General features: G+C 66.3%; 16 protein-coding genes. 9 read left to right on the forward strand and 7 right to left on the reverse strand.

What is annotated here, in order from left to right; all coding sequences use genetic code 11:
* Position 1: 1 nt before the first annotated feature.
* Both ABD727_RS09150 and ABD727_RS09155 read right to left on the reverse strand, forming a co-directional pair.
* Complete coding sequence (locus ABD727_RS09150) at positions 2-1,531, reverse strand: lipopolysaccharide biosynthesis protein (RefSeq protein WP_344707098.1); 1,530 nt, start codon at positions 1,529-1,531, stop codon at positions 2-4.
* The gene (locus ABD727_RS09155) at positions 1,528-2,295 is read right to left on the reverse strand and encodes a sugar transferase (RefSeq protein WP_344707099.1); all 768 of its coding nucleotides are present in this window, start codon (positions 2,293-2,295) and stop codon (positions 1,528-1,530) included. Before ABD727_RS09155 ends, ABD727_RS09150 begins: the two co-directional genes overlap by 4 nt.
* Positions 2,296-2,672: 377 nt before the next feature.
* Between ABD727_RS09155 and ABD727_RS09160 the strand changes: the two genes are divergently transcribed.
* Genes ABD727_RS09160 through ABD727_RS09170 form a run of 3 tightly spaced genes read left to right on the forward strand, consistent with a single transcriptional unit; the run spans position 2,673 to position 7,023 of the window.
* Positions 2,673-3,368 (forward strand): polysaccharide biosynthesis/export family protein, encoded by a 696-nt coding sequence (locus tag ABD727_RS09160; protein ID WP_344707100.1) that lies wholly within the window; start codon positions 2,673-2,675, stop codon positions 3,366-3,368.
* 18 nt (positions 3,369-3,386) lie between these two features.
* Positions 3,387-5,645, forward strand: coding sequence for a GumC family protein (locus tag ABD727_RS09165; RefSeq protein ID WP_344707101.1), 2,259 nt, complete (start codon positions 3,387-3,389; stop codon positions 5,643-5,645).
* 1 nt (position 5,646) lies between these two features.
* The gene (locus ABD727_RS09170) at positions 5,647-7,023 is read left to right on the forward strand and encodes an O-antigen ligase family protein (RefSeq protein WP_344707102.1); all 1,377 of its coding nucleotides are present in this window, start codon (positions 5,647-5,649) and stop codon (positions 7,021-7,023) included.
* On the opposite strand, the gene ABD727_RS09175 is transcribed toward ABD727_RS09170, so the two are convergent.
* Together ABD727_RS09175 and ABD727_RS09180 are read right to left on the reverse strand one after the other, a co-directional pair.
* Positions 7,020-9,002, reverse strand: coding sequence for a glycosyltransferase (locus ABD727_RS09175; RefSeq protein WP_344707103.1), 1,983 nt, complete (start codon positions 9,000-9,002; stop codon positions 7,020-7,022). The two genes, ABD727_RS09170 and ABD727_RS09175, sit on opposite strands and share 4 nt — an antisense overlap.
* A 28-nt stretch (positions 9,003-9,030) precedes the next feature.
* A complete protein-coding gene (locus ABD727_RS09180; RefSeq protein ID WP_344707104.1) occupies positions 9,031-9,789 on the reverse strand; it encodes a LuxR C-terminal-related transcriptional regulator in 759 nt (252 codons plus the stop codon).
* A gap of 296 nt (positions 9,790-10,085) precedes the next feature.
* On the opposite strand from ABD727_RS09180, the gene ABD727_RS09185 reads away from it, so the two are divergent.
* On the forward strand, positions 10,086-10,601 hold the full coding sequence (locus ABD727_RS09185) for a helix-turn-helix transcriptional regulator (RefSeq protein ID WP_344707106.1): 516 nt from the start codon (positions 10,086-10,088) through the stop codon (positions 10,599-10,601).
* Here the strand turns inward: ABD727_RS09185 and ABD727_RS09190 are convergent.
* Positions 10,553-11,662: a hypothetical protein gene (locus ABD727_RS09190; RefSeq protein WP_344707107.1), complete on the reverse strand. Its 1,110-nt coding sequence runs from the start codon at positions 11,660-11,662 to the stop codon at positions 10,553-10,555. The genes ABD727_RS09185 and ABD727_RS09190 overlap by 49 nt on opposite strands.
* Before the next feature lie 203 nt (positions 11,663-11,865).
* Between ABD727_RS09190 and ABD727_RS09195 the strand changes: the two genes are divergently transcribed.
* The 5 genes from ABD727_RS09195 to ABD727_RS09215 all read left to right on the forward strand — a co-directional run bounded on the left by ABD727_RS09195 (position 11,866) and on the right by ABD727_RS09215 (position 20,693).
* Positions 11,866-12,621: a Crp/Fnr family transcriptional regulator gene (locus ABD727_RS09195; RefSeq protein ID WP_344707109.1), complete on the forward strand. Its 756-nt coding sequence runs from the start codon at positions 11,866-11,868 to the stop codon at positions 12,619-12,621.
* Positions 12,622-12,720: 99 nt separating this feature from the next.
* A complete protein-coding gene (locus ABD727_RS09200; RefSeq protein ID WP_344707110.1) occupies positions 12,721-15,312 on the forward strand; it encodes an ATP-binding protein in 2,592 nt (863 codons plus the stop codon).
* A complete protein-coding gene (locus ABD727_RS09205; protein WP_344707111.1) occupies positions 15,309-15,698 on the forward strand; it encodes a hypothetical protein in 390 nt (129 codons plus the stop codon). The genes ABD727_RS09200 and ABD727_RS09205 overlap by 4 nt, the downstream gene beginning before the upstream one ends.
* A 167-nt stretch (positions 15,699-15,865) precedes the next feature.
* Entirely contained in the window at positions 15,866-18,820 is a 2,955-nt protein-coding gene (locus ABD727_RS09210) for a TonB-dependent receptor (protein ID WP_344707112.1), read from the forward strand.
* A gap of 58 nt (positions 18,821-18,878) precedes the next feature.
* Positions 18,879-20,693 (forward strand): discoidin domain-containing protein, encoded by a 1,815-nt coding sequence (locus tag ABD727_RS09215; protein ID WP_344707113.1) that lies wholly within the window; start codon positions 18,879-18,881, stop codon positions 20,691-20,693.
* On the opposite strand, the gene ABD727_RS09220 is transcribed toward ABD727_RS09215, so the two are convergent.
* Entirely contained in the window at positions 20,690-22,096 is a 1,407-nt protein-coding gene (locus ABD727_RS09220; protein ID WP_344707114.1) for a glucoamylase family protein, read from the reverse strand. The two genes, ABD727_RS09215 and ABD727_RS09220, sit on opposite strands and share 4 nt — an antisense overlap.
* Complete coding sequence (locus ABD727_RS09225; RefSeq protein WP_344707115.1) at positions 22,093-23,070, reverse strand: LacI family DNA-binding transcriptional regulator; 978 nt, start codon at positions 23,068-23,070, stop codon at positions 22,093-22,095. The genes ABD727_RS09220 and ABD727_RS09225 overlap by 4 nt, the downstream gene beginning before the upstream one ends.
* Positions 23,071-23,148: the final 78 nt, after the last annotated feature.

Below are 23,148 nucleotides of genomic sequence, written 5' to 3' on the forward strand. Positions count from 1 at the left end.
CTCACCCTCCTCCGCGTGAACTGACCGTTGAAGCCGATCCGCCCCGCACCGGTGCCCCTCGTCCACCCCGCCAGGACCAGCTCATGGCTCTCAAGTGCGGAAGCACGGTCGGGAGGGTGACGGCGGCATAGGCCGCTGCCGCCAGCAGCAGCTCGAGGACCCAGTTGCCGGGTCCGAGCAGCAGCGGCACGATGGCGATGGCGGCGGAGCCCAGCAGCGCCGGCCGCAGGCTCTCGAATTGCTCGGCGGCGCTCAGGCCCAACAGGCGGTGGAGTGCGGTCGCATAGGACAGACGCGCCACCAGCGAATGCGTGGCGACGGCGAGCGCGGTGCCGACGATGCCGAGCCACAGCGTCCCGGCGTACAGGAGTGGTACTGCAACCCCCAGCGAGACCCACAGGTTGATCCGATAGTCGACGTCCGGCCGACCGATCCCGCGCAGCACCTCGCTTGGTGTTCCACCCGAAGCCACGATCATGCTCGCGAGACTGAGGATCTGCACCGGCTGGACCGCGCCACTCCATTTCGAGGTGAAGGCGAACGGAATGAGGTCGGGCGCGAAGAAGAGCAGCAGCGTTGCCGCGGGGAATACCGCCAGCGACAGGTATCGCATGGTGGCGAGATAGACCGTCCGCACGTCGTCCTGTCGCGCACTCGCCCTGCTGTAGAAGGGATAGACCGCCTTGCTCACCAGCCAGTAGGCCTGGGCGCGGAGGGTTTCGGTCAGCAGGAAGGCGATGGAATAGATGCCGACCGCCTGCGCCCCGACCAGCTTGCCGATCAGCAGATAGTCGAGGTTCTGCTGGAGCGAGATCAGCAGTCGGCTGCCGACGATGAACTTGCTGAAGGACAGGAGCTCGGCGACCAGCGCGCGGTCGAAGTGGAACGACGGCCGCCAGCCCGCGTAGGCGAAGGTCAGCGCGCTGGTGAGCGCGGCGGTGACCAGCGTCTGGGTGACGAGGCTCCACACGCCGGCTCCGCTCATGGCGAGCAGGATGGCGGCGGTATAGCCGACGACCATCCCCGCGATGTCCGCATAGGCGAGCTGCTTGAACCGGCTGATGCGGGCGAGCCGGGCTTCGGGGACCACCTGCAGATTCTGGAAGATGACGACGCTGCTGAGCGCGAGGGCGACGGGCCCAAGGCGCGGCTCGCCGTAGAACCAGCTGATCAGCGGAACGCCCACGACCCACATGACGGCCAGCATCAGGACGGCCGCGACCAGCAGCAGCCAGAAGGCGCTGTCGTAGAGATCCTTGGTCTGCCGACCGCATCGTCGCTGGATCAGCGCAAGCCGGAAGCCAAGGTCGGCGATGACCTTGGTCAGCGAGGTGAAGACGATGACCATGCTGACGAAGCCGAAATGCTCCGGAAGCAGGAGCCGGGCGAGGATCAGCTTGGCAAGGATGCTGCACGCCTTGCTGAGTGTCGTACCGACGGCATTCCACGCGATTCCGCGCCGGATCAGCCGCGCTTCCGAACGCAGCGAGCGTTCGCCGGCCGGCCTGTCCGTCTGCGTCGACGCGTTCAATGTCCCGTGCCGCCGAGGACGACGGGGATGGTCCGAAGCATGATCGACAGGTCCAGCGCCAGGCAGCGCACGGTTGCATAGTGGCAGTCGAGCTCGACCCGTCGCTGATAGCTCACATCGTTGCGCCCGCTGACCTGCCAGAGGCCGGTGATCCCCGGATTGACCGAGAAGCAGAGCCGGTAGTCCGCACCATAATGCTGCGCTTCGTCGGTGGCGAGCGGACGGGGCCCGACGATGCTCATCTCCCCGCGAAGCACGTTGAACAGCTGCGGCAGCTCGTCGAGACTGTAGCGGCGAAGGAATTGACCGATGCGCGTGATCCGCGGATCGTTGCGCAGTTTCCGGTCCGCCACCCACTCGGCCATCATCGCCGGAGAAGACCGAAGCAGCTCCTGCAGGATCCGGTCGGCGTCGGTGCGCATCGTGCGCAGCTTGATGCAGCCGAACACCTGTCCATCGCGCCCGAGCCTGCGATGACTGTAGAAGATCGGCCCTGGACCGCTCGCCAGCACCAGCACTGCTCCGAGCAGCAGCAGGGGCCAGACCAGCAGCAGCGCGACTAGCGCAACCGTGACATCGAGGCAGCGCTGGCAAAGCCTCGCCCCCGTGCCGGCGGACGGCACGAAAAGCGGTTCGTGCTGCACGACCAGCGGTTCGTCGCGAACAAGGCTGAACAGTCGCGGGCGCTCCTCCTCGGCCCTCAGGGGGGCGACCAGCTCCTGGTCTCGTTCAGCAAGGCGGGAATCGTCGATGCGCGTCGCCATGGTCGTGCCCCTTCGTCCAGCGGAGACGTCGAGCTTGACCGTTCACCGACCTCGCATCGCGGGGCAGGCCAGCGGAAGGTGAGCTGGCGCTAGCGACGCCGCCTCACCTCAAGTCGACGATGCCACACGGAGCCGCAGATGCCGCGGCGAGGCCGTGGCAACAGTACAGGTTGCGAATGTCCGGGTGGCGAACTGAGTGACAGAAAGATGACTAGCGACTCACCCGCTGAACAGCCGGGCAACGGTCCTAGTCCCTTGGACCTAACCCCCTGCCGGCCATTGTCGCTCCCATCGGGCTAGCCCACTATTCGCCTTCTTGGCCGACCCTGGGGACTGTCGTTCGGCAAGGTCACGCAAGCTTATCTGAAAGGACTGGCATGAAGACGCGCTCGCTTCTCGTCCTTCCCCTCCTGCTCGCGGCGGCCTCCTCCTGCGCCAGCCAGCCAATGGGAGGAAACCTGCCCTCGGGCGGAATGGCTTACCGGGTGATTCCGCCGACGGTCAGCAACGTCGCGGCCGAGACCTACCGGATCGGACCGCTCGACGCGCTCGACATCACCGTGCTCCAGGAACCCGACCTGTCACCCAAGGCCGCGCCGGTCGATGCGTCCGGGAACGTCAACCTGCCGATGATCGGCGACGTGATGGCGAGCGGCAAGACCGCCAACCAGCTCGCCTCCGAGATCGCCAGCCGTTACGGCGCGCGCTATCTTCGCGATCCGCAGGTCTCGGTCGTCGTTGCCAAGGCGGTCGCGCAGAAGGTCGCGGTGCAGGGCGAAGTCGCCCAGCCCGGTGTCTATCCGATCGAGGGGCCGACGACCCTTCTCGGCGCGCTCTCCATGGCCAAGGGCGAGACCCAGCTGGCAGCGCTGAACGACGTGGTCGTCTTCCGCACCGTCGACGGTCAGCGTCGCGGCGCCGTGTTCGACATCCGCCAGATTCGCAGCGGTCAGCAACCCGACCCGCAGATCCGCTCGAACGACATGATCATCGTTGGTTATTCGGGAAGCCGCCGGATGTGGCGCGACGTGGTCAATTCCATGCCCATCCTCAACATCTTCCGGCCCTTCTAAGCGTCAGGAGTTCCGACCATGCACGGACAAGCGCTCGCCCTGTCATCGTCCTCGAACCGCTTCGTACGCGTGGAGGACAGCGACCTTCGTGGGTACACCGACTATGAGCTCGGAACGACTGGCAAGGGCGTCGACTTCGCCGCGCTCATGCTGATGATGCGGCGCTACCGGCTGATGATGATCGGCATCGTCCTGCTCGCCCTCGCCGCGGGTGCCGCCAGCATCCTCCTGAGCAAGCCCGTCTACCGGGCCGAGGCCAAGCTCGAGATCCAGCCGCAGGCCTTCCGGGTGACCGGTGCCGAGAACGTCATTCCCGATGCCGGTCGGACCGAGAACGACCGCATACTCCAGACGCAGGTCGATCTCATCCAAAGCAGCGCGACCGCCCGGCACGCCGCCGATCGCCTCTCGCTCTACGAAAGTCAGCCGTTCCTCGAGGAAGCCGGACTCTCCAGTCGCCCTACCGGCCTCGCACGCGACAGCCTCGTCGCCGGAGCGTTGCAGGACCGTCTGTCGATCTCGTCCCCCAGCAGCACGCGAATCATCTCGATCGGGGTCGACAGCCAGGATCCGGCCTTCGCGGCCAAGGCGGCGACGACGGTCGCGCGAACCTACATCGACGACAGCCTGCAGCGGCGGCTCGACACCTATGCCGGCTCGCAGCGCTTCCTCGAAGGGCAGCTGGCCACCACCAAGCGCCGCCTCGAAGGCGTCGAGCGGCAGCTGGTGGACTATGCCCGCGCGTCGGGGCTGGTCGACGCCGGCAACGCCGCGGGGATCGCGGGAAGCAGCGGCGAGCGGCGTTCGATCGTCTCGGCGAGCCTGGTCAATCTCAACGCGGCACTGTCGCAGGCCGAGGCCAACCGGATGGAGGCGCAGCAGCGCTGGCGCCAGGCGCAGGGAAGCTCGGTCATGAGCCTTCCCGAAGTGCTCGCCAATCCGGCCGTGCAGGAGCTTACCCGCAAGAAGGCCGAGCTTACCGCAACGCTCGAGCAGGAGCGGGTTCGCCGACAGGACGAGCACCCCGCCATCGTCCAGGCCCGGGCGCAGATTCAGGAGCTCGACGGACAGATCGCGGCGATCGCCGGCGGCATCCGCTCCTCGATCGGCAACCAGTATCGCATCGCGGCCGGACACGAGGGTGCGCTTCGCAGCGACGTCAACGCGCTCAAGGCCGCGACCTTCGGCGAGCAGAGCAAGGAAGTCCGCTACAACATCCTCAAGCGCGAGGCGGACACCAACCGCAACCTCTACAACACGCTGCTTCAGCGCTATCATGAGATCAGCGCCCAAGCGTCCAATCGAAGCAATCCGGTGTCGCTGATCGACGCCGCCGAGGTGCCCGTCGCGCCGATATGGCCGCGTCCCGCACTCAACATGGCGCTGGCCGGGCTGGCCGGGATCGTGCTTGCGCTCGGCGCGGCATTTGCGCGGCAGCGGATGGACCAGAAGGTGCACGGGCCGTCCGACGCGGAGCGCGACCTGCAGGCGCCGCTGCTCGGAGTCGTCCCGGCGATCGGTCGCGGCGAGGACCTCCAGACGGCGCTCGACAGCCCGCGGTCGGCGGTGACCGAGGCCCATCACGCCATCTGCCTCGCGCTTGGACCAATTGCCGAGATCGGCGACCACGGCGTCATCCTGCTGACCAGCACGGGCCCGGGCGAAGGCAAGTCGACGACCGCGCTCAAGCTCGCGATTCATTCGGCGGGCGCTGGCCAGAAGGTGCTTCTGATTGACGGCGACATGCGCCGTGGGTCGCTTCACCGGCTGCTCGGACGACCAAGCGCGCCTGGCCTCGCCAACCTCGTGTCGCGCGACAGCGACGAGGAACTCGGACCGCTGCTTCACCGCTGCGAGCCGCAAGGCATCTGGCTGCTTACCCGCGGACGGTCGAACCGGAATCCCGCCGAGCTGCTGTCGGGCGACCGCTTCGCCGCGATCCTTGCCGAAGCCCGGGTTCGCTTCGACGTCGTCATCATCGACGGTCCGCCGGTACTCGGGCTCGCCGACGCCCCGCGTCTTGGCGGCCTCGCAGACGCCACGATCTTCCTCGTCGAGGCGAATCATACCTCGAAGGACCATGCCCGGATGGCCCTCCGCCGCCTCGCCGAAGCCGGCGCGACCCGCATCGGCCTGGTCATCGCCAAATATGATCCGGCGAAGGATGTCGGCAATGTCGGTTACGGCTATCGCTACGACTATCCGTCGGATGACCTGCTCGAGGAAGAAGCGCCTGATGAAGTGACCTACGAGCGCCAGCCCGAGCTGGTCTCCTGACATGCAGCGGGCGGCTCGCCACCTGACGATCGGCAGCGATCCGATGGCGGTCCGAGTCCCGCCCGCGGCGGTCCCGGCGCGCAGCGGCGCGGGAACCGTTGTCGCGCTTCTCGCCTTCGTGCCGGTCTGGATGTCGCGTCCGCTGGGTAGCGGCAACGCCTCGCTTGCCTTTGCCATTCCCTTCCTGGTGGCGCTCTGGGCGGTGCTCCGCCCGGCACCGCCTCAGGCGTTCGGCAGGGCCTTGCAGGGCTTGCAGATGGAAGCGCTCGCAGTCGGCAGTGTCCTCGTCATGGCGAGCGTCTCGATGCTTGTCTCGCCCGACCCGTTCCGCGCCGCGCGGATCCTGCTTCCGATGGCCTATGCGGTCTGCGCGCTGATCGTCATGGCGCGGGTTCCGCCGATCCTTCGCCGCCGCCTCGTCTATGCCTTGCTGTTCGCCGGAGTGCTGGTCCTTTCAGCCTCCCTCCTGCTCAGCCAGAGCGCGAGCGGTCGTGCGCTGGTCATGCGCGACTATCGCCTGCGCGGCTTTGTCGAGAATGCCAATCAGCTCGGGCTGATGATCCTGTGCGTCTGGCCCGTTGCCGTCGCCCTCCTGCTCAACGCACGAACGCTCCGGACACGGCTGCTTGGAGTGCTTGCCGTGGGCGTGCTGGCCGCCGCGATGGTGCTCAGCGGAAGCAAGACCGGGCTTGCACTCGGCTTTGCCTCGGGCGCGCTGACCTGGCTTTATCACGCCAGCCGGAGCGGCAGCATCGGCAAGACCATGGTCACGCTCACGCTGGCAAGCTGCGCCCTGATCGTCGCCGTGCCGATCCTGCTCTATATCCTCAGCCTCGCCAGCCCGATTACCTTCGCCAAGATCGACACCATCCTCACTCACGGGATCTGGGACTATCGAAGCATCCAGACGCGCGACGAAATCTGGCAGGAGTCGCTTCGGCTGGGGCTCGCCAACCCGCTGCTCGGAAGCGGTGCCGGGGCGAAGGTATTGGGCGTCAGCCACTCGCACAATCTGGCGCTCGACTGGTTCCGCGGCATGGGGGTGATCGGGCTTGCCGCCGCGCTGCTCCTGACGCTCGCGGTGCTTGTGCGAAGCGCGGGCTTCCTTGTCGCAAGCTGGCGCAGGAGCGCGGCCAACCGCTCGATCGACGTCGTCACGGCCGCCATGTTCATCGGCGCCGCTTTCTACTTGCTCGGCAATTACCTCAGCGACTCGCTGTCGCCGACCACGGCCTTTCCCTTCTGGCTGGTCTATCTGGCCGCCTGCCTCGAAGCGCGGCAGCGGGTCGTGCCTGCTTCGGCGCCGCGCTGGAGCAACCTGGGCTCGGCCAAAGGACTGCCAATGCAGGCACCCGCTGCTCGGCGAGGGGCAGCCTAGCTTCGTTCCGCTTCAGTCTCTTCAAGGTGCTGGAGGTGCTCGTCGATCAGCAGCGCCGCGCTCCTCGCGCTCAGCATCGTGGCATCGAGGCGCAACAGTCGATCGCCCAGACCCGCACCCTCGAGCTCGTCCTTCAGATCACGCTCGATCCGGTCGATCGCCTGGTGGCCCTCTTCCCACAAAGCGAGATCGTCGCGCCGCTCGGGGTGCTGGAATCGCGAGGTGACCCGCACCCGGCGCGAGAGACGCTGCCGCGCGGTCAGCGGCGGGGTCGCGACATGCACGAACAATGTCTGCTCGAGCCAACCCGGGCAGTGCGGCAGCCGTCGGTTGCCGCAGGAAGCGGCGGCTCCGTGCTGCACCCGCGCGCTCCACAGCGCCTGCGCCAGCCCCTGGTCGTTGATCAGCAGCCGCGGCGGCGTGGTCCGGGCCTGCATGGCCATGACCGACCAGAAGTTCCAGCGGGTCTTGATCCGGTCGCGCACACTTGATTGGCCCGGAGTAAGGCCGCGCGCTGCGGCAATCGGCGCCCACGGTCGCCTCAGGAAGGCGCCTGCGATGAGCAGTGCTCGCCGCGCCGACCGCCGCCACAGCGGGAGGTCGTCGCCCATCATCTCGCGGCTGTAGCGAACCCCTCCCCGTCGGTCGCGAAGCAGCGAACGAAGCTCGCGCGCGATGGTCGTCTTGCCGGCCCCGGGCAGTCCGAGGAATTCGATCGATGCGATCCGCGCACGTCGTTCCCGCGCCGCCGTAACGCCAGCGTAGGCCGCATCGATCCTCAGGCCCATTCTGTCCTCGGCCCAGGAGGACACGTCGGTCTGTTCGGCCGAGCGCTTCATTCGGGCCAGGCGCTCCGGGTCGTCGAGCAGAGCGAAGATCTTGTGCGCAATGTCGCCGATCTCGTCGGGATCGGCGACGATTCCGTTCACGCCGTCCTCGATGATCTCCTCGATTCCCGGAAGCGCCGCGACGACCATCGGGCGCCCGCCGGCGATCGCTTGCACCGCGGTCCGCGGGAGCCCCTCACGCTCGGCCGCGTGGACCGCGATGTCGGCGAGAGCGACAAGCTCCCACGGCCGCGGATCGTGGCCGAGAAAGCGGACCTGACCGGTCAGTCCCAGGGTAGCGACTTCCTCCTCGCAGCGTGTCCGCTCGGGTCCGTCGCCGGCAAGCAGAAGGCAGACGTCGGGCCGGGCGCGGAGCCCCTCGGCAAGCGCCCGGATCAACGCGAGCTGCCGCTTGCGCGGTTCGAATGACGCGACCTTGAGAAGGAAGCGGGGTCGCTCGGCGCCGCTCCAGCCGCCGATCCGCTCGGCCCAGTTTTTGGGTGGCGAGGCGGCGATGAAACGGTCCACCGGCATGCCGCTATGGACGATCTGGATCGGAACGCCCTCGCCGATGCCTTCGTCGATGAACGCCTGCTGCATTCCCCGGCTGACCGCGATGAACAGGTGGGTCAATCGCCCGCAGAAGCGCTCCGCCGCAAGGTAGACGAGGCGCTGCCCGCGGCTGACCGCAAGGAACGGCGCGATGTGGATCGAGTGAACCACCAGCGACACGCCCGCGAGGGCCGCAGCGATGCGGCCGACGATCCCGGCCTTGCTTCCATGCGTATGGACCACGTCCGCACCGAAGCGGCGATACAGGCGCCGCATGTCGCCCACCGCCTGCATGTCCGCAAGCGGCGCCAGCGGATGGACGAGCGAAGGCACGTCGACGAAGGTCATGCGATCCCCGAACCGCTCCCGCCAGCTTGGATCGGCGCCCGGCCCGTGAAGGAGGACGACGCGATGACCGCAACGTGCCTGATGCAGGCAGGTCGCCATCGTATTCTCCTCGGCCCCACTCAGCAGCAGCCTGGTGATGGCATGGACGATCGTCAGCGGCTTGTCGGGCTGCTCGCCATGGCTCGACGACCGCCCGGCTTCGCTGCTGCCGGCGGCACGATGATCCGATCGGGCAATCTCGAGTGTCGCCACGGTCGCCTCCCCCTGTGAATGGACGGAATCAGGTCAGCATCGCTCCGGCGAAACTATTCGGACGAAGCGCCGCCATTGCTCCAAGACGGCTGTGCACGCCGAGGGTCCGGAAGGCGGCATGCACATGCACCTTGACCGTGCTCGGCGAGATCCCGAGCTTTCGGGCGATCATCTTGTTCGACTGCCCCGTGAAGACCAGCGCGATCACCTGCTGCTGGCGGTCGGTCAGTCCGGCCATCAGATGATTGTCGGGGGCAGGCTCCGCCGCCATCTCGCCGCCGCCAGGCGAAATCAGGCTCGCCGGCACGAAGATGCCGGCATCGTCGATCGTCTTGATCGCATGGAGAAGCTCGTCGGTCTGCTCGATGTGGCGCGAGATCAGGCCGTTCGCTCCTGCTGCCAGCGCGGCGAGGACCTCGCGGACTTCGGCGCTGCCCGCCAGAACGGCGATGCGAAGCTCGGGATACTTCTTGCGCAGTTCCTGGATGGTGGCCAGCCCTGCCGAGCCTGGCAGATCGATGCTGACGACCAGCAGGCTCACGTCCTGAAATTCGTTGAGCAATTCGCGCAGGTCGGCGTGGTGAGTCGCGGTCAGGACCGAGGTGTAGCCCAGTTCGTTTTCCAGCATGGCGGAAAGCCCTGCCTTGAAGAACGTCTGATCGTCGGCGACGATCGCTCTCTTGGATATACCGAGCATCGTACGTGCACTCGCCTCCCTGTTCGTAGGGTCTCCTCCAGTCACCCCAAGCCGTTCATGTTCAACAGAATGTATACCCACTTCGGCCATCGGCAAACCAATCCGGTGGATTAGACAAAATTGGATAGCTGCAATTGAAACTAATCTAAGCTAAGGCAGGGGATTGGGGACCGAGTAGGACATGCTCCTGACAACGGCTCATCCGAGTGCGTTCACTTCGGTAACGGGAGCACTCGGTGGACCCAATTCGTGTCCTGATCGCGCATGAGGACGCTCTGGCACGCCGCTACCTCATTGGCCTGCTCGATTATCCTCCCGAACGGGGTTCCTGCCTCGAAGCTTGCAATTACAGGGAGCTGGTCGAGCAGCTGACCACGCACAAGGACATGCGGTTCGCGATCATCGATCTCGCACTGCCCGAGCTCGTCGTGGACTCCCGGTTTCGCGCGCTCTGCGCCGAATTTCCAGGGCTGTACCTCGTCTTCCTCTTCTCCTCTCTCAGCCCAGACGATGCGGCGAGACTGAAGGACCTGCGCATCGCTTCCCTCCTCGCGAAATCGACCCCCGAGGAGGTGCTGGCAAAAACCCTGCGGCAGATCAGTGCGCTTGCCGACGATGGACGTGACCGCCCCACCGACCCCGACCATGATCCGCAGCACTCTCCGTTCGAGCCGATCAAGCTCACCGCGAGGCAGGCCGACGTCATGCGCCTGCTCAGCGAGGGTCACTCCAACCGAGAGATCGCACGGCGGCTCAAGCTCGCCGAGGGAACGGTGAAGTGCCACGTCAACGCCGGCTTCCGGATCCTCGGCGTGCACAACCGCGTGAGCGCGGCACGCGCCTTCCGTGAGAACTATTCGCTGATTGCTCCGGAAAGCGAGCGCGACTCGCTCGCCGGCTGACCGACGCCGCCCCAGTTTCCCTTCCGGCATCGGCGTGGGTCCGGTCGATCGTCCCCTTGGATGCGTCCGATGTCCGGATGGCAATCGATCCAGTTGCGCCGCGCGCTGCGCCAGGCGGCACGGGCCTCCCTGCCACGCATGATGACGAACCCTGGCCGAGGCCGTGCCAGCTCGGTCGGCATGGGCTCGTCGGAAAGCCACAGCAGGAGGTTGCCCGACGATCGCTCGAGCTTCGACCAGCCCGTCTTCCAGAAACCGTCGAAAGTTCGCAGCGACGGGCCCGAGATGGCGATCACCGATCGCACCACCTGCAGCCTCGGCGAGCGCTTATCGCTCTTCATCAGCGCGCCGAAGCGCGTCTCCGCGCCATAGGGATAGTCTCCGAGCCGAGCGACGACGCCCGACAGGAGGATCGTCCGTCCGCTGCCGTCGCCGGCCGTCGCACCTTTCGCCGGCTTGGCGCTGACGAGTTGGAAGGCGCCGTCGATGAGCGTGTCGGTGATGACCAGCGACTGGAGGTGATCATCCTCGAACGCATCGTCACGGACATCGCTGATCCAGCTTCGCGCGATGTGCAGGTCGCTCGTTCCGCGTCCCGCCCTCACCCCGTCCCAGGCCCGGGCGATCCGGACGCCCTCGATGGTGCCACCATCGACCTCCTCGATCAGGATGGCGGCGCTGTTGCAGTAGGTGGCGCGCCATTCGCTACCCTGCGGCACGCGACCGACGAACCTTCCGCCGCGCACGACGCTACCCTGCCCACCCTTCAGTCGCAGCGGATAGGGATTCACCGCGAGCATGCCGTTGTTGCAGTCGCTTGGGGCGGTCGGCGCGGGGTTGCGGCTGTTGGCGAGGATGAAGGTCGCGGCACTTGCGTCCACGACGAGCCTCCGGCCGCCGGGGGGTGCACGGAGCATGACGGGTCGAAGCCCCTGGTTGCCGGCCAGCCTCGTCACGACGCTGCGCACCGAGACTCCGTCGTCGGGCGCAGACCAGTCGCGGCTCCCCTGCCCGGCAAGGATCCACGTCCCGACGATCGCGCTCGTCACGGACCTCAGCATCGCCCCACCGCTCCGTCGAATTTCCCGCACACCATCCTAATGGTGAGTCCGTTCGCGACACAGTCGAACATGCGGGACTAGCCCGCCGAGCCTAGGCCGGAGCCGCGGCCATCGTGCTACTGATTGGCTCGGGCAGAACGACGAACAGCGTGCACCGCTGCGTTGCCATGCGGCAGGTTCGTCACGGCAAGCGGGAGCACGGGATGACTGCGGTGATAGCAGGCGCAAGGATCGATGGCGCGCAGCTGCTGGTCGACAAGCTGTCCTCCCGCCACCCGCTGGACGAGGAGGATCGCGACGCGCTGAGAAATCTGCCCTGCACGGTCCAGGTCGCCAATCCCAACCAGTATCTGATCCACGAAGGGCAGCTTGCCGGGCGCTGCTCGTTCCTGCTCTCGGGCTTCGCGATCCGCTACAAGATCGTCGCTGGCGACCGCCGCCAGATCGTCGCCATCCTGATCCGCGGCGACTTCGTCGACCTTCAGAACAGCATGCTCGGCTTCGCCGATCACAGCGTGCAGATGCTGACCCGCGGCAAGATCGCATCGGTGTCGTCGCGCAACCTGTGGGCGCTCGTTCGGGCACGCACCAACATCGCCGAAGCCTTGTGGTTCGACACCTCGCTCGACACCGCGGTCCTGCACGAATGGCTCGCCAGCCTCGGCCGGCGCGACGCCCGAAGCCGCATCGCGCACCTGCTGTGCGAGTTCGCGGTGCGGATGAAGGTCGCGGGCCTGGCCACCGGGGTCGAGTGCGGCCTGCCGATGTCGCAGGAGCAGCTCGCCGACACGATCGGGCTCGCTCCCGCCTACGTCAATCGCACGCTCAAGCAGCTCGAGGACGATGGACTGATCTACCGAGTCACCCCGCGCTCAATCACCATCGCCGACTGGGACGAGCTGTCCGAGGTCGGCGACTTCACCAGCGACTATCTGCACCTCGCCGCCGAGGACGCGTGAAGCCAGCATGCGCGACACCAGAATGACCCGAAATGGTCAGAGCTTTGTAGTTGATGTAACGTTACGCTGACGCATCGACTGTCGTAGGAGGGATGTCGCATGGTCGGTCCCGACGAGAACGGACCAACTGCCGCCAATGCTGCGCCGGCCCGCCGTGGATCGTCCATCGACCGGGTGGCGTCGGCTCAGACCGCGCTGATGGAGGTCGCTGAGTTCACCGGTGACCTCATCGGCCTGTGCGACGACCAGGGACGGCTCGAATATCTCAACCCAGCGGGGCAGCAGCTCGTCGGCATCGACTCGGCCGACATCTTTCCCGTTCGACTTACCGATTACCTCGTCCCCGAGCAGCAGCATCTTATCGACGAGGTAGTGGTCCCGATCGCCCGCGAAACCGGGGTTTGGGAAGGCGAGATGCAGCTTGCGAACGCGCGAACCGGCGACGTCGTCGACGTTCAGCGCTCGACCTATGCCCGGCGCGATGACTCCGGCAACGTCACCGGCTTCGTCACCGTCATGCGCGATATCACCCGGCAGAAGGCGCAGGAGCGTCGCCTGCGCCGGCAGGTCGCGACCTTCGAGACGCTGATCGCCAGCAATCCCTTCGGTGTCTACCTGGTCGATTCCGACTTTCGACTGCGCGTGGCCAGCAAGGGCGCGGAGAAGGTCTTCGCCAACATCGTCCCGCTCATCGGCCGCGACTTCGCCGAAGTGATCCGTCTGCTCTGGCCTGAGCCGTTCGCGACGGAATTCATCGGCCACTTCCGCCAGACGCTCGAGACCGGCCTTCCCTACGCCGCGCCCGACACCACCGAACGCCGCGCCGACATCCCGACGACCGAGAGCTACGACTGGCGGATCGAGCGGGTCTTGCTGCCCGACGACACTCATGGGGTCGTCTGCTACTTCTACGACCTCACCGAACGTGAGCAGTGGACCCGCCTGCTGGCTGAGCGCGAGGAACAGCTTCGCATCCTCACCGATGATCTCGAACGGAGGGTCCGCGCCCGCACCTCCTCCCTCAACCAGGCCAATGACCGTCTCGCCAGCGAGGTCGAGAGACGCGAAGCAATCCAGTCGGCCTACCTGCAGAGCCAGAAACTCGAGGCGCTCGGCCAGCTGACCTCGGGGATCGCGCACGACTTCAACAATGTGCTCGGCGCGGTCATCGGCGGCTTCACCATCATCGAAAACCGCGCGACCGATCCGCGGATCCAGCAGATCGTCGCGATGGGCCTCAGCGCCGCCAAGCGCGGAGCCAGCCTGGTCCGCCAATTGCTGGCGTTCGCCCGGCTCGAGGACGTCGTCCCGCAGGTGGTCGACATGGCCGCTGCCCTCAACGAAATATCTGACCTCATCCAGCACGGCGGGCGCGGTCGGATGACCGTCACCTTCGACTGCGATGACGACGGCTGGCCGGTGCTTGCAGACCCCGCGCAGCTCCAGTCGGCGCTGCTCAACCTCGCGCACAATGCCAGCGACGCGATGGACGGCAAGGGTCATCTCACCATCCGCGTTTGCAATGCTCCCGCCAGCACAACCGGACATCCGCCCGAACTCGACGGTCGCGACGCGGTGCGCATCGACGTGGTCGACGACGGCCCCGGGATCGACGGGGCGACGCTGCAGCGGATCACCGAACCCTTCTTCACCACCAAGGCGCCGGGGCGCGGAACAGGGCTCGGGCTCGCCATGGTCAAGCGCTTCATCGAGCAGTCGGGAGGAGCGCTCAGGATCGAGAGCATGGTCGGAGAGGGATCGACCTTCTCCCTCTTCCTGCCGCGGGCAAGCATCGAGGGCGAGGCGGCGGCCGTTGGAGAGGACCGCACCGAGCTCGAGCAGTCGGCCCGTCCCTTCGAGACCGTCCTGCTGGTCGACGACGACGAGGAATTGTGCGGGATCCTCGCCGCCGGACTGTCCGATGGCGGGTTCGACGTTCTCACCGCCCCGGACGGACCGGCCGCGCTGCAGCTGTTGAAGACGAGGTCGGTCGACATCCTCGTCACCGACGTCGACATGCCGGGAATGAGCGGAGTCGAGCTTGTCCGGGACGTCCGCGCCATCCGTCACGACAAGGCGTGCCTGCTGATGACCGGCCACGGCAAGGACAGCGACGCGCCCGGCGAAGAGGTTCTCCACAAGCCCTTCGATGCCCTGCAATTGCAGGCTCGGATCCGCCACATGCTGGTCGAACGCGAACGCCAGGCCATCGAGGCCGAGCGCATCGCGCGGCTTGCCCTGCGGCTCAGGTCGACCTGCGCGACGACCCTGTTCGAACATTGGCTGGCAGTGCGCGAGACGCGTTCCATCCCGCTGTTCGACCGTTTCGATCTGGCCTCCTGCACCGAGCCCCATCGGATCGTCGTGGCCGAGGTCGACCTCGGCAAGGTGCCGATCGATTTCACCTTCACCCTCATCGGCGACAGCCTTCGCGAACGCTACGGGAAGACGGCGGCCGGGCTCGAGCTGCTCGTCAGCGGCAACGACACGCCCGCCGCTCGCGAAGCGGCCTACCGTCGCTGCGCACTGACCGCCCGCCCCTCCTACGAATTCGCACGGATCGACCTCGGCAACGGTCTCGTCGAGAGTTTCGAACGCCTGTTGCTGCCCTTCTCCTCCGACGGGATGACCGTCGACCGGATCGTCGGGGCGGTGATCATCGACCAACTGCCAGCAGGAGACGAGGAATGATCGACGCGAGCGAACTTCCCGACTTCGACGAACCGCGGCTCGCACTCGCGGTCGAGGCGCTTCCGAGCGAGGTCGTCGACACCCTTCCCTTCGGCGCCATCCGCCTCAACGACGACGGCCAGGTCGTCTTCTACAGCGAGACCGAGCGCCGCCAGTCCGGCTCGGGTAACCACGCTTGGCTGGGGCTCGACTTCTTCAGCAAGGTCGCGCCCTGCATGGACAATCCCGAGTTCCGCGGCCGGGTCGAGCAGGCTCGCCGGACCGGCAGGCTCAACCTCGAGTTCAGCCACGTCGGCGACTTCGAGGACCGCGACCGCGAATTGACGATCCGCATCCAGTCGGCGAGCACCGGCGGCTACTGGATCTTCCTGCGCCGCGAAAGCTGACGGGCTCCCTTACTCCCGCAACCGCCGCGGCCAAAGAGGACGCCGCAGAAGTCCGCTTGCCCTTCTCCCGAACTCCCCTGCGATTTGCGCATCGGGTGACAATCGGTTCAGCACGCTTGCGGATCGAATGTAACCGATTACAATCCTCGTTGCAGGAGGAATTCACCATGGCCATGACTCGCACTTCGTTGATGCGCGCACTGTTGCTGAGCGTTGCAAGTGCAACAGCGATCGCGGGCGCCGCAATCCCCGCGTCCGCGCAGACAGTTACCGCGACAGTCAGCGGGAAAGTCCGCAACGCCGACGGAGCGCCCGTCGCCGGAGCCGTGGTCACCGCTCGCAACGAGGGGACGAACCAGGCGGTCACCACGACGACCGACGCGAGCGGCAATTACAGTCTCGCCGGCCTTCGGCCCGCATCTTACACGATCAGCGTTCCCGTCGGCGACGGCACCGTCAGCGACCGGGTCACGGTGCAGATCGGGCAAAGCGCGACGCTGGACCTCGCCCCTGCGGCCACTCCGCCGGCAGGCGAGCAGGCTGCTGCGAGCCCCGGCAACGACATCGTCGTCACGGGTCGCCGCCTGACGGAAACGAGGACCAGCGAAGTCGCGACCAATGTCAGTCAGCAGCAGATCCGGAACCTGCCGCAGACCGACCGCAACTTCCTGTCCTTTGCCCAGCTTGCGCCGGGCGTGAAGTACAACGACAGCGAGACGGACAAGGGCATCAGCTCAGGCGCGTCGACCGCCAGCCAGGTCAACGTCTTCATCGATGGCGTCAGCCTCAAGAACAAGTTGCGCGAAGGCGGCATCGCCGGCCAGCAGAACAGCCGCGGCAACCCCTTCGGCCAGCTCGCCGTGCAGGAGTTCCGGGTGCTCACCCAGAACTACAAGGCGGAGTATGAGCAGGCCGGCGCGGCGATCATCACCGCCGTCACCAAGTCGGGCACCAACCGCTTCCAGGGCGAAATCTTCGGTCAGTATACCGACAAGAGCCTGAGCGAGCAGGATGCGATCACCAAGCGGCGCGGACAGCGCGAACCCGATTTCGAGCGAAAGCAATATGGCGTCGCGCTGGGTGGCCCGATCATCAAGGACAAGCTGTTCTTCTTCGGCACCTACGAAGGCAATGATCAGGACCGTGCCTTCAACGTGGCCGCCGGCGGAACGCCCGCGCTGCGCGCCGCGGTCGAAGCTTCGTCCGGTCGCTCTCTCGCCGACTTCGAAGGCGCATTCGTCAGCCCGTTCCGCGGCGACTTCTACTTCGGCAAGCTGACCTTCACGCCGGACGGCGCCAACACCATCGACCTGTCGGCCAGCCGGCGCAAGGAAACCGACATCCAGGGCTTCGGCAACCAGGTGGCCTTCGAAGCGGCGGAGAACAAGAAGAACACGGTCGACACCTACCTGCTCAAGTGGGCGCACACCTCCGACAAGTTCAACAATGAACTGAGCGCGAGCTTCCTCAACTACAACTTCAATCCGACCTCGTTGAATCCGGACCTGCCGCAATTCGAATATGCCGGGATCATCACCTTCGGCGGCAAGGATAGCACCCGAGACGAGACGCAGAAGAGCTGGTCGTTCCGCAACGACTTCACCTACACGGGCTTCGACCGTCATGCGATCAAGGTCGGTGCTCGCCTCGAGCTGTTGAACATCAGGTTCGACCAGCTGAACTTCGTCCAGCCGCGTTACACCTTCACCAACAACGGCGATAACGGCACCCCGGCCGACCCGACCGACGACCTGAGCTTTGCCTTCCCGACCGAAGCGCGCCTGGGGCTCGGCAATGGCGAGATCCGCGGCAAGAACACGCTGGTCGGCCTTTACATCCAGGACGATTGGGACGTCACGGACAAGCTCCAGCTCAACCTTGGCCTGCGCTGGGATTATGAAAGCAACGGCTTCAACAACAATTATGTGACCCCGGCCAACGCGGCAGCGGCGCTTCGGGCACTTCCGAGCACCTTCTATTTCGACCCCGAAGACTACATCACCGACGGCAACGACCGGTCGCCGTTCCTCGGCGCCTTCGCCCCAAGGATCGGCTTCTCCTACGACCTCAAGGGTGATCGTTCGACCGTCATCTTCGGCGGAGCCGGCCGCTACTACGACCGCAACAATTTCAACAACACGGTCGACGAACTGTCGCGCACGATCAATCCGATCGGCTTGTTCCGCTTCTCGGCGACGGGTGCCCCGCGCAACGGCCAGCCAACGGTCGCCTTCAACCCGTCCTACCTCACCCGCGAAGGCTTGCTCGCCCTGCGGGCCACCGCCACCAGCGGCCTGCCCGAACTGTTCGCGGTCAAGAACAACGCCAGGCCGCCGGTGAACGACCAGTTCAGCCTCGGTGTCCGCCAGCGCCTTGGCATCTTCCAGGCCTCGATCACCGGGTCCTACCAGCGCGGCCGCAACGGCTACACGAACCTCTTTGCGACACGCACCAACAACGGGCTGGGTGGCTGCTGCAACACCGCGCCGGTCATTCCGTTCGGCTATGCCAACGTGCTGATCGGCTACGACGGGCTCGATACGCGCTACAAGGCGCTCTACCTGACGCTAGACAAGAATTACACGCAGGCGTCGGGCTGGGGCGTCAACATCGCCTACACCCTGTCGAAGGCCGAGCAGAATGGCGGCGACCTGTTCAGCCTCGATGGGCTGACCCCCGACGCCTACGGTTACCGGCCGCGCGCCGGCGACGAGCGCCACCGGCTCGTCATCTCGGGCACCGTCGACATGCCTTTGGGTATCCGTCTCTCGACGCTCACCAACCTCGGCAGCGGCGCGGCCTATCAGGTCACCGATGCGACGCTCGGGTTCGAGCCGGGGCAACTGCGGCAGACCGCCGCCTACCCGACCAAGAACTGCATCAGCGGACTGTTCGCCTTCTGCGAAGTCAACCTGACCTTGGCCAAGACCTTCCGCGCCTTCGGCCTTGGCGAGACCGAAGTGGCGGTCGATCTGCTGAATGCCTTCAACAACAAGAACTACAAGGATTTCGACGGCTTCTTCAACGCCACCGATCCACTGCTCCCCGGCAGTCCGGCGAATGGCAACAACCTCGTGACCCTGCCGCGCCGGGTCCAGTTCAGGCTCGCGCATCGCTTCTAGGACGAGCTTGGTCGGCGCCGGGCATCAAACCCGGCGCCGACTGCAGATGGAGAAGAGCATGCGGCGTGCCGCGCTGTTGACCGCGACCTTGCTCGCTGCCGCACCCGCCGCGGCGCAGCAGCGTACGACCATCAATCCGGTCGACATCGATTACCGCTACAATTTCGAGCAGATCAACGACGGTGCCTCCTACCGCACCGGCGCCGATCCGGCGATCGTGCGCCACAAGGGCGCCTTCTACATGTTCCAGACGCTGGCCGACGGCTATTGGCGCTCGACCGATCTCATCCAGTGGCGCTTCGTGACTCCAAGCCGCTGGCCGTTCGACAGCATCGTCGCCCCCGCCGCCTGGTCGGACGGCGAGAAGATCGTTCTTCAGCCCTCGATGATGGAGCCGGAGGCCATCCTGTCCACCTCGACGCCCGAGACGGGCAAGCTGGACTTCCTCGTCCGCCGCATGCCGCCGCTGCCGGGCATGACCAACAAGCCTGCGGAGGAGATGAAGCCGGGTGAGGTGCCGCCGGGGCCGTGGGATCCGGCGCTGTTCAAGGACGATGACGGCCGCTGGTACATGTACTGGGGCTCGTCCAACGTCTTTCCCCTCTACGGGACCGAGATCGAGTTCCGCGACGGACGTCTGTTCTACAAGGGCGCCGGCAAGCCGATGCTCGGGATGGATCCGAGCCGCCACGGGTGGGAGCGATTCGGCCAGGACCATTGCGCATGCTGGGGGCCGGGCAAGCCCAGTCCCTCCTACATGGAGGGCGCCTGGATGACCAAGGTCGGCGGCCGTTACTACCTGCAATACGGTGCGCCAGGCTCGGAGTTCAACGCCTACGCAAATGGCACCTATGTGTCGGACAAGCCGCTCGGGCCCTTCACTTACGCTCCGTGGAATCCGGTCGCTTACCGTCCCGGCGGGTTCGCGGAAGGGGTCGGTCACGGCTCCACCTTCCCAGACAATCACGGCAATTGGTACAACAGCGGGACCAGCTGGATCGGCCACAATTGGGGCATGGAGCGGCGGATCGTCGTCTATCCCGCACGCTTCGAGCAGGACGGGCAGTTTCACGCTTCGACGCGGTTCGGCGACTGGCCACGGCTGGTGCCGAGCGGAACGGTACAGGATCTCGACACGCTGTTTGCCGGATGGATGCTGCTTTCCTACCGGAAACCGCTGACCGCCTCCTCGACCCTGGGTGAATTTGCACCGGGCCGGGCCGGTGACGAGGATCCCCGCACCTTCTGGGTCGCAGCTGCCAACAGGGCGGGCGAAACGCTGACCATGGACCTTGGCGGTGTCCGCACCGTGCGCGCGCTCCAGGTCAACTTCGCCGACTACAAGTCGGGGCGCTTTGCCGACGCGCCCGACATCTTCACGGAGTTCGAGCTGCAGGGATCGCTCGACGGGCGCAGTTGGACGACACTGGCAAAAACCGAGCCGCCGCGACGCGATCGTCCCAATGCCTATTTCGAGCTGCCGAGCCCCGCTCGTGCGCGCTTCGTCCGCTACGTGCACGGTCACGTCGGTGCCGCTCACCTGGCGATCAGTGATCTTCGCGTGTTCGGCTCGGCCAATGGCCGTGCACCGGCCGTTCCCGGCAGCGTGCGCGCTATTCGCGACACGGATCAGCGCGATGCCACGGTGCGCTGGGCGGCGGTACCGGGCGCCGTCGGCTACAATGTCCGCTGGGGACACCGTCGCGATCGGCTCGTCCAGACCTATCAACTTTGGGCGTACGAGCTTGGCGGCGGGCGGTCGCTCGAGAAGCAGATCAGGGCACTGAACAGCGGCGTGCCTTACTGGTTCGCGGTCGAGGCGTTCAACGAGACTGGCGTGTCGAGGATGAGCAAGGTCGTCCCGGCCCGCTAGGCCTCCAGCCAGCCGCCACGAAAGCCCGCCAGCCGCAATCCACGCCGGAGCGCCGGCTCGCCGCGCATGACCCGCCAGACGAACTCCTGCCGGTGATTGGCCGCCTGCAGCAGGATGGGACCCTGGTCGATGCCGAGATAGTCGCGTCCCACCCAGCCATGGACCGGATCGACCGTCCCGCTGCGCGAAGGCACGTCGGCAAAGCGGAACGTGGGGTTGAAGGCATCGAGGAAGCCGTAGCGTGCGTAGATGCGGCTGCCGTGCCTGCGGAGCATCGCTTCCGCGCAGGGCACCACGATTTCCGGCGCGAAGGGCAGCGAGCCCAAGGCCGCGGTCGGCGCCAGGGTGCCGTCATCGCGCCCGTCGGGCTGATCGATCGGACCGCGCGCGCTGTAGCTGAAGAACTCCCGACTGCCGACCTTGATGCCAGCCGGGCCGTCGCAGGCGGTCAGCCCCCAGATCTCGCTCGAGTAGCCGTCCCAGCCCATCGGATTGGCGGCACAATAATCTCGCGCGGCGAAGGTGGCGCGGCGGCTGTTCTCGAAATAATCGATCCCGGCCTCGCGCATCGGCGCATCCTGGATGCCGCGGAAGTCCACCCAGACGTGGCTGTACTGGTGACCGAACAGCGGTGCGAAGGCGAGATGGCGGGCCCGCCCCTCCCCGCGCCAGACCTTGGGATACGGGCGGGTCCATTCCCCCCAGCTTTCCGGCGGCACCGCATGAACCGGTGCCCCGAGCGCCAGCAGATAGACCGCCATGCCTTCATTGTAGCCGTCCCAGTTGCGGGCGATCAGGCCGCTTTCCGGATGCCAGCCCATCGAGATGGCGGCACGGCCGTCCTGTCGGAAGAAGTTCCAGTCGGCCCGGGCGTAGATCTGCTGCGCCAGCGTCCGGATTTCCCGCTCTGCAGGATCGCTCCCGTCGAAGTAGCGGCCCGCGAATAAGATGCCGAGCAGCAGCAGTGTCGTGTCGACGCTCGACAATTCGGTCCGTCGGAACCGCTTTCCGGTCTGCAGGTCGAGAAAGTGGTAGAAGAAGCCCTTGTGCCCGGCCACTCCGGTGGCCTCGGGGCCCTGCGGCGCGCTCCAGAAGAAGCGCAGGGTGGTGAGCGTCAGATCACGCGCCGCGCTGCGCGCGATCCAGCCGCGCTCCACACCATATGGGTAGGCCGTCAGGGCGAAACCAACTGCGGCGATGCTCGCGAAGGATGGGGTTGGCCAGCGATCCGGCACCAGCCCGTTGGTCCGGTTCACTGTCTCCCAGAAGAAGGCGAACGTCCGTTGTTCGATATCGTCGTAGATGGCGGGCAAGCGCGGGGCGCTCAGCGTTGCACAACCGGCAAGACTTCCGCCTGCAAGCAGTGCGGAGCCCTTCATCAGCGTTCGGCGATCGATGATCATGAACCCACCGTTGTCTGGCGCACGACCAGGGTCGGCGTGTGGCGATGCGCGGTCAGCGGGCGGGCCGGGTCGCCAAGCTCGTCGATCAGCAACCCGAGTGCCCGGCGCGCGAGCTCGGCGATGCCGACCTTGACCGTGGTGAGGTGAAGGTAGGATGCGAGGGGCACGTCGTCGAAGCCGGCCACGGCAATGTCGCCCGGGACCCTCCGCCCCGCAGCCTCGAGCCCTCGCAACGCGCCGAGCGCCATCATGTCGTTCGCCGCGAACACGGCGTCGAACGCGGCACCTTCGTCGAGCAGGCCGCGGATCGCCAGTTCGCCACTCTCGACCGAGAAGTCTCCCTCGCGCATCAATGCGCTGTCCCCGGCTGCCGCCGCGAAGGCCGCTCCTCGCTCCCGGGCGTCGATGTTGCCGGAGGGGCCACCGATATAGGCGATCCGCTGCCTGCCGAGTTCCCGCAGATGCGCGACCACCGCCTGTACGCCCACCTGATTGTCGACGCGGATGTTGCTGTGGCTGCGCACGTCGCCCGGCGCATTGATCAGCACGGCCCGGATCGACGGCGGCAGAGCCTGCGCGAGGGTGGCCTCATCCAGATGCGGAGCCATCACGACCAGGCCATCGACCTTGCCACGCATCGCCCGGAGCGCGGCCTCGCCCTGGCTGGAACCAGCATGAAGGTTGGAGAAGAGCAGCAGGTAGCCGCGGCGGTTGGCTTCAAGGTCCATCCCGCGCAGCAGCTCGGAGAAGAATTCGCCGTGCATGTCGGGGAGCAACACGCCGACGGTATGGCTCTTGGCCATGCTCAGGCTCCGCGCGCCGGCATGCGGGACATAGCCGAGGTCGCGGGCGGCTTGCTCCACCCGCTCGCGCGTCCCGGCGCTCACGTTCGCGAGCCCGTTCAACACCCGCGAGACGGAGGCGACGGAAACGTCCGCCTTGGCTGCCACATCGCGGATCGTCGCCGCACCCATAGCTCTCCTTTTCCTCGTCGCGCGCCAAAGGCTGGGCTTCGCGATGAAACGCACCCTAACCGGTAGAAGGCAACGATG

The organism is Sphingomonas swuensis, assembly GCF_039538045.1.
Lineage (GTDB): Bacteria > Pseudomonadota > Alphaproteobacteria > Sphingomonadales > Sphingomonadaceae > Sphingomicrobium > Sphingomicrobium swuense.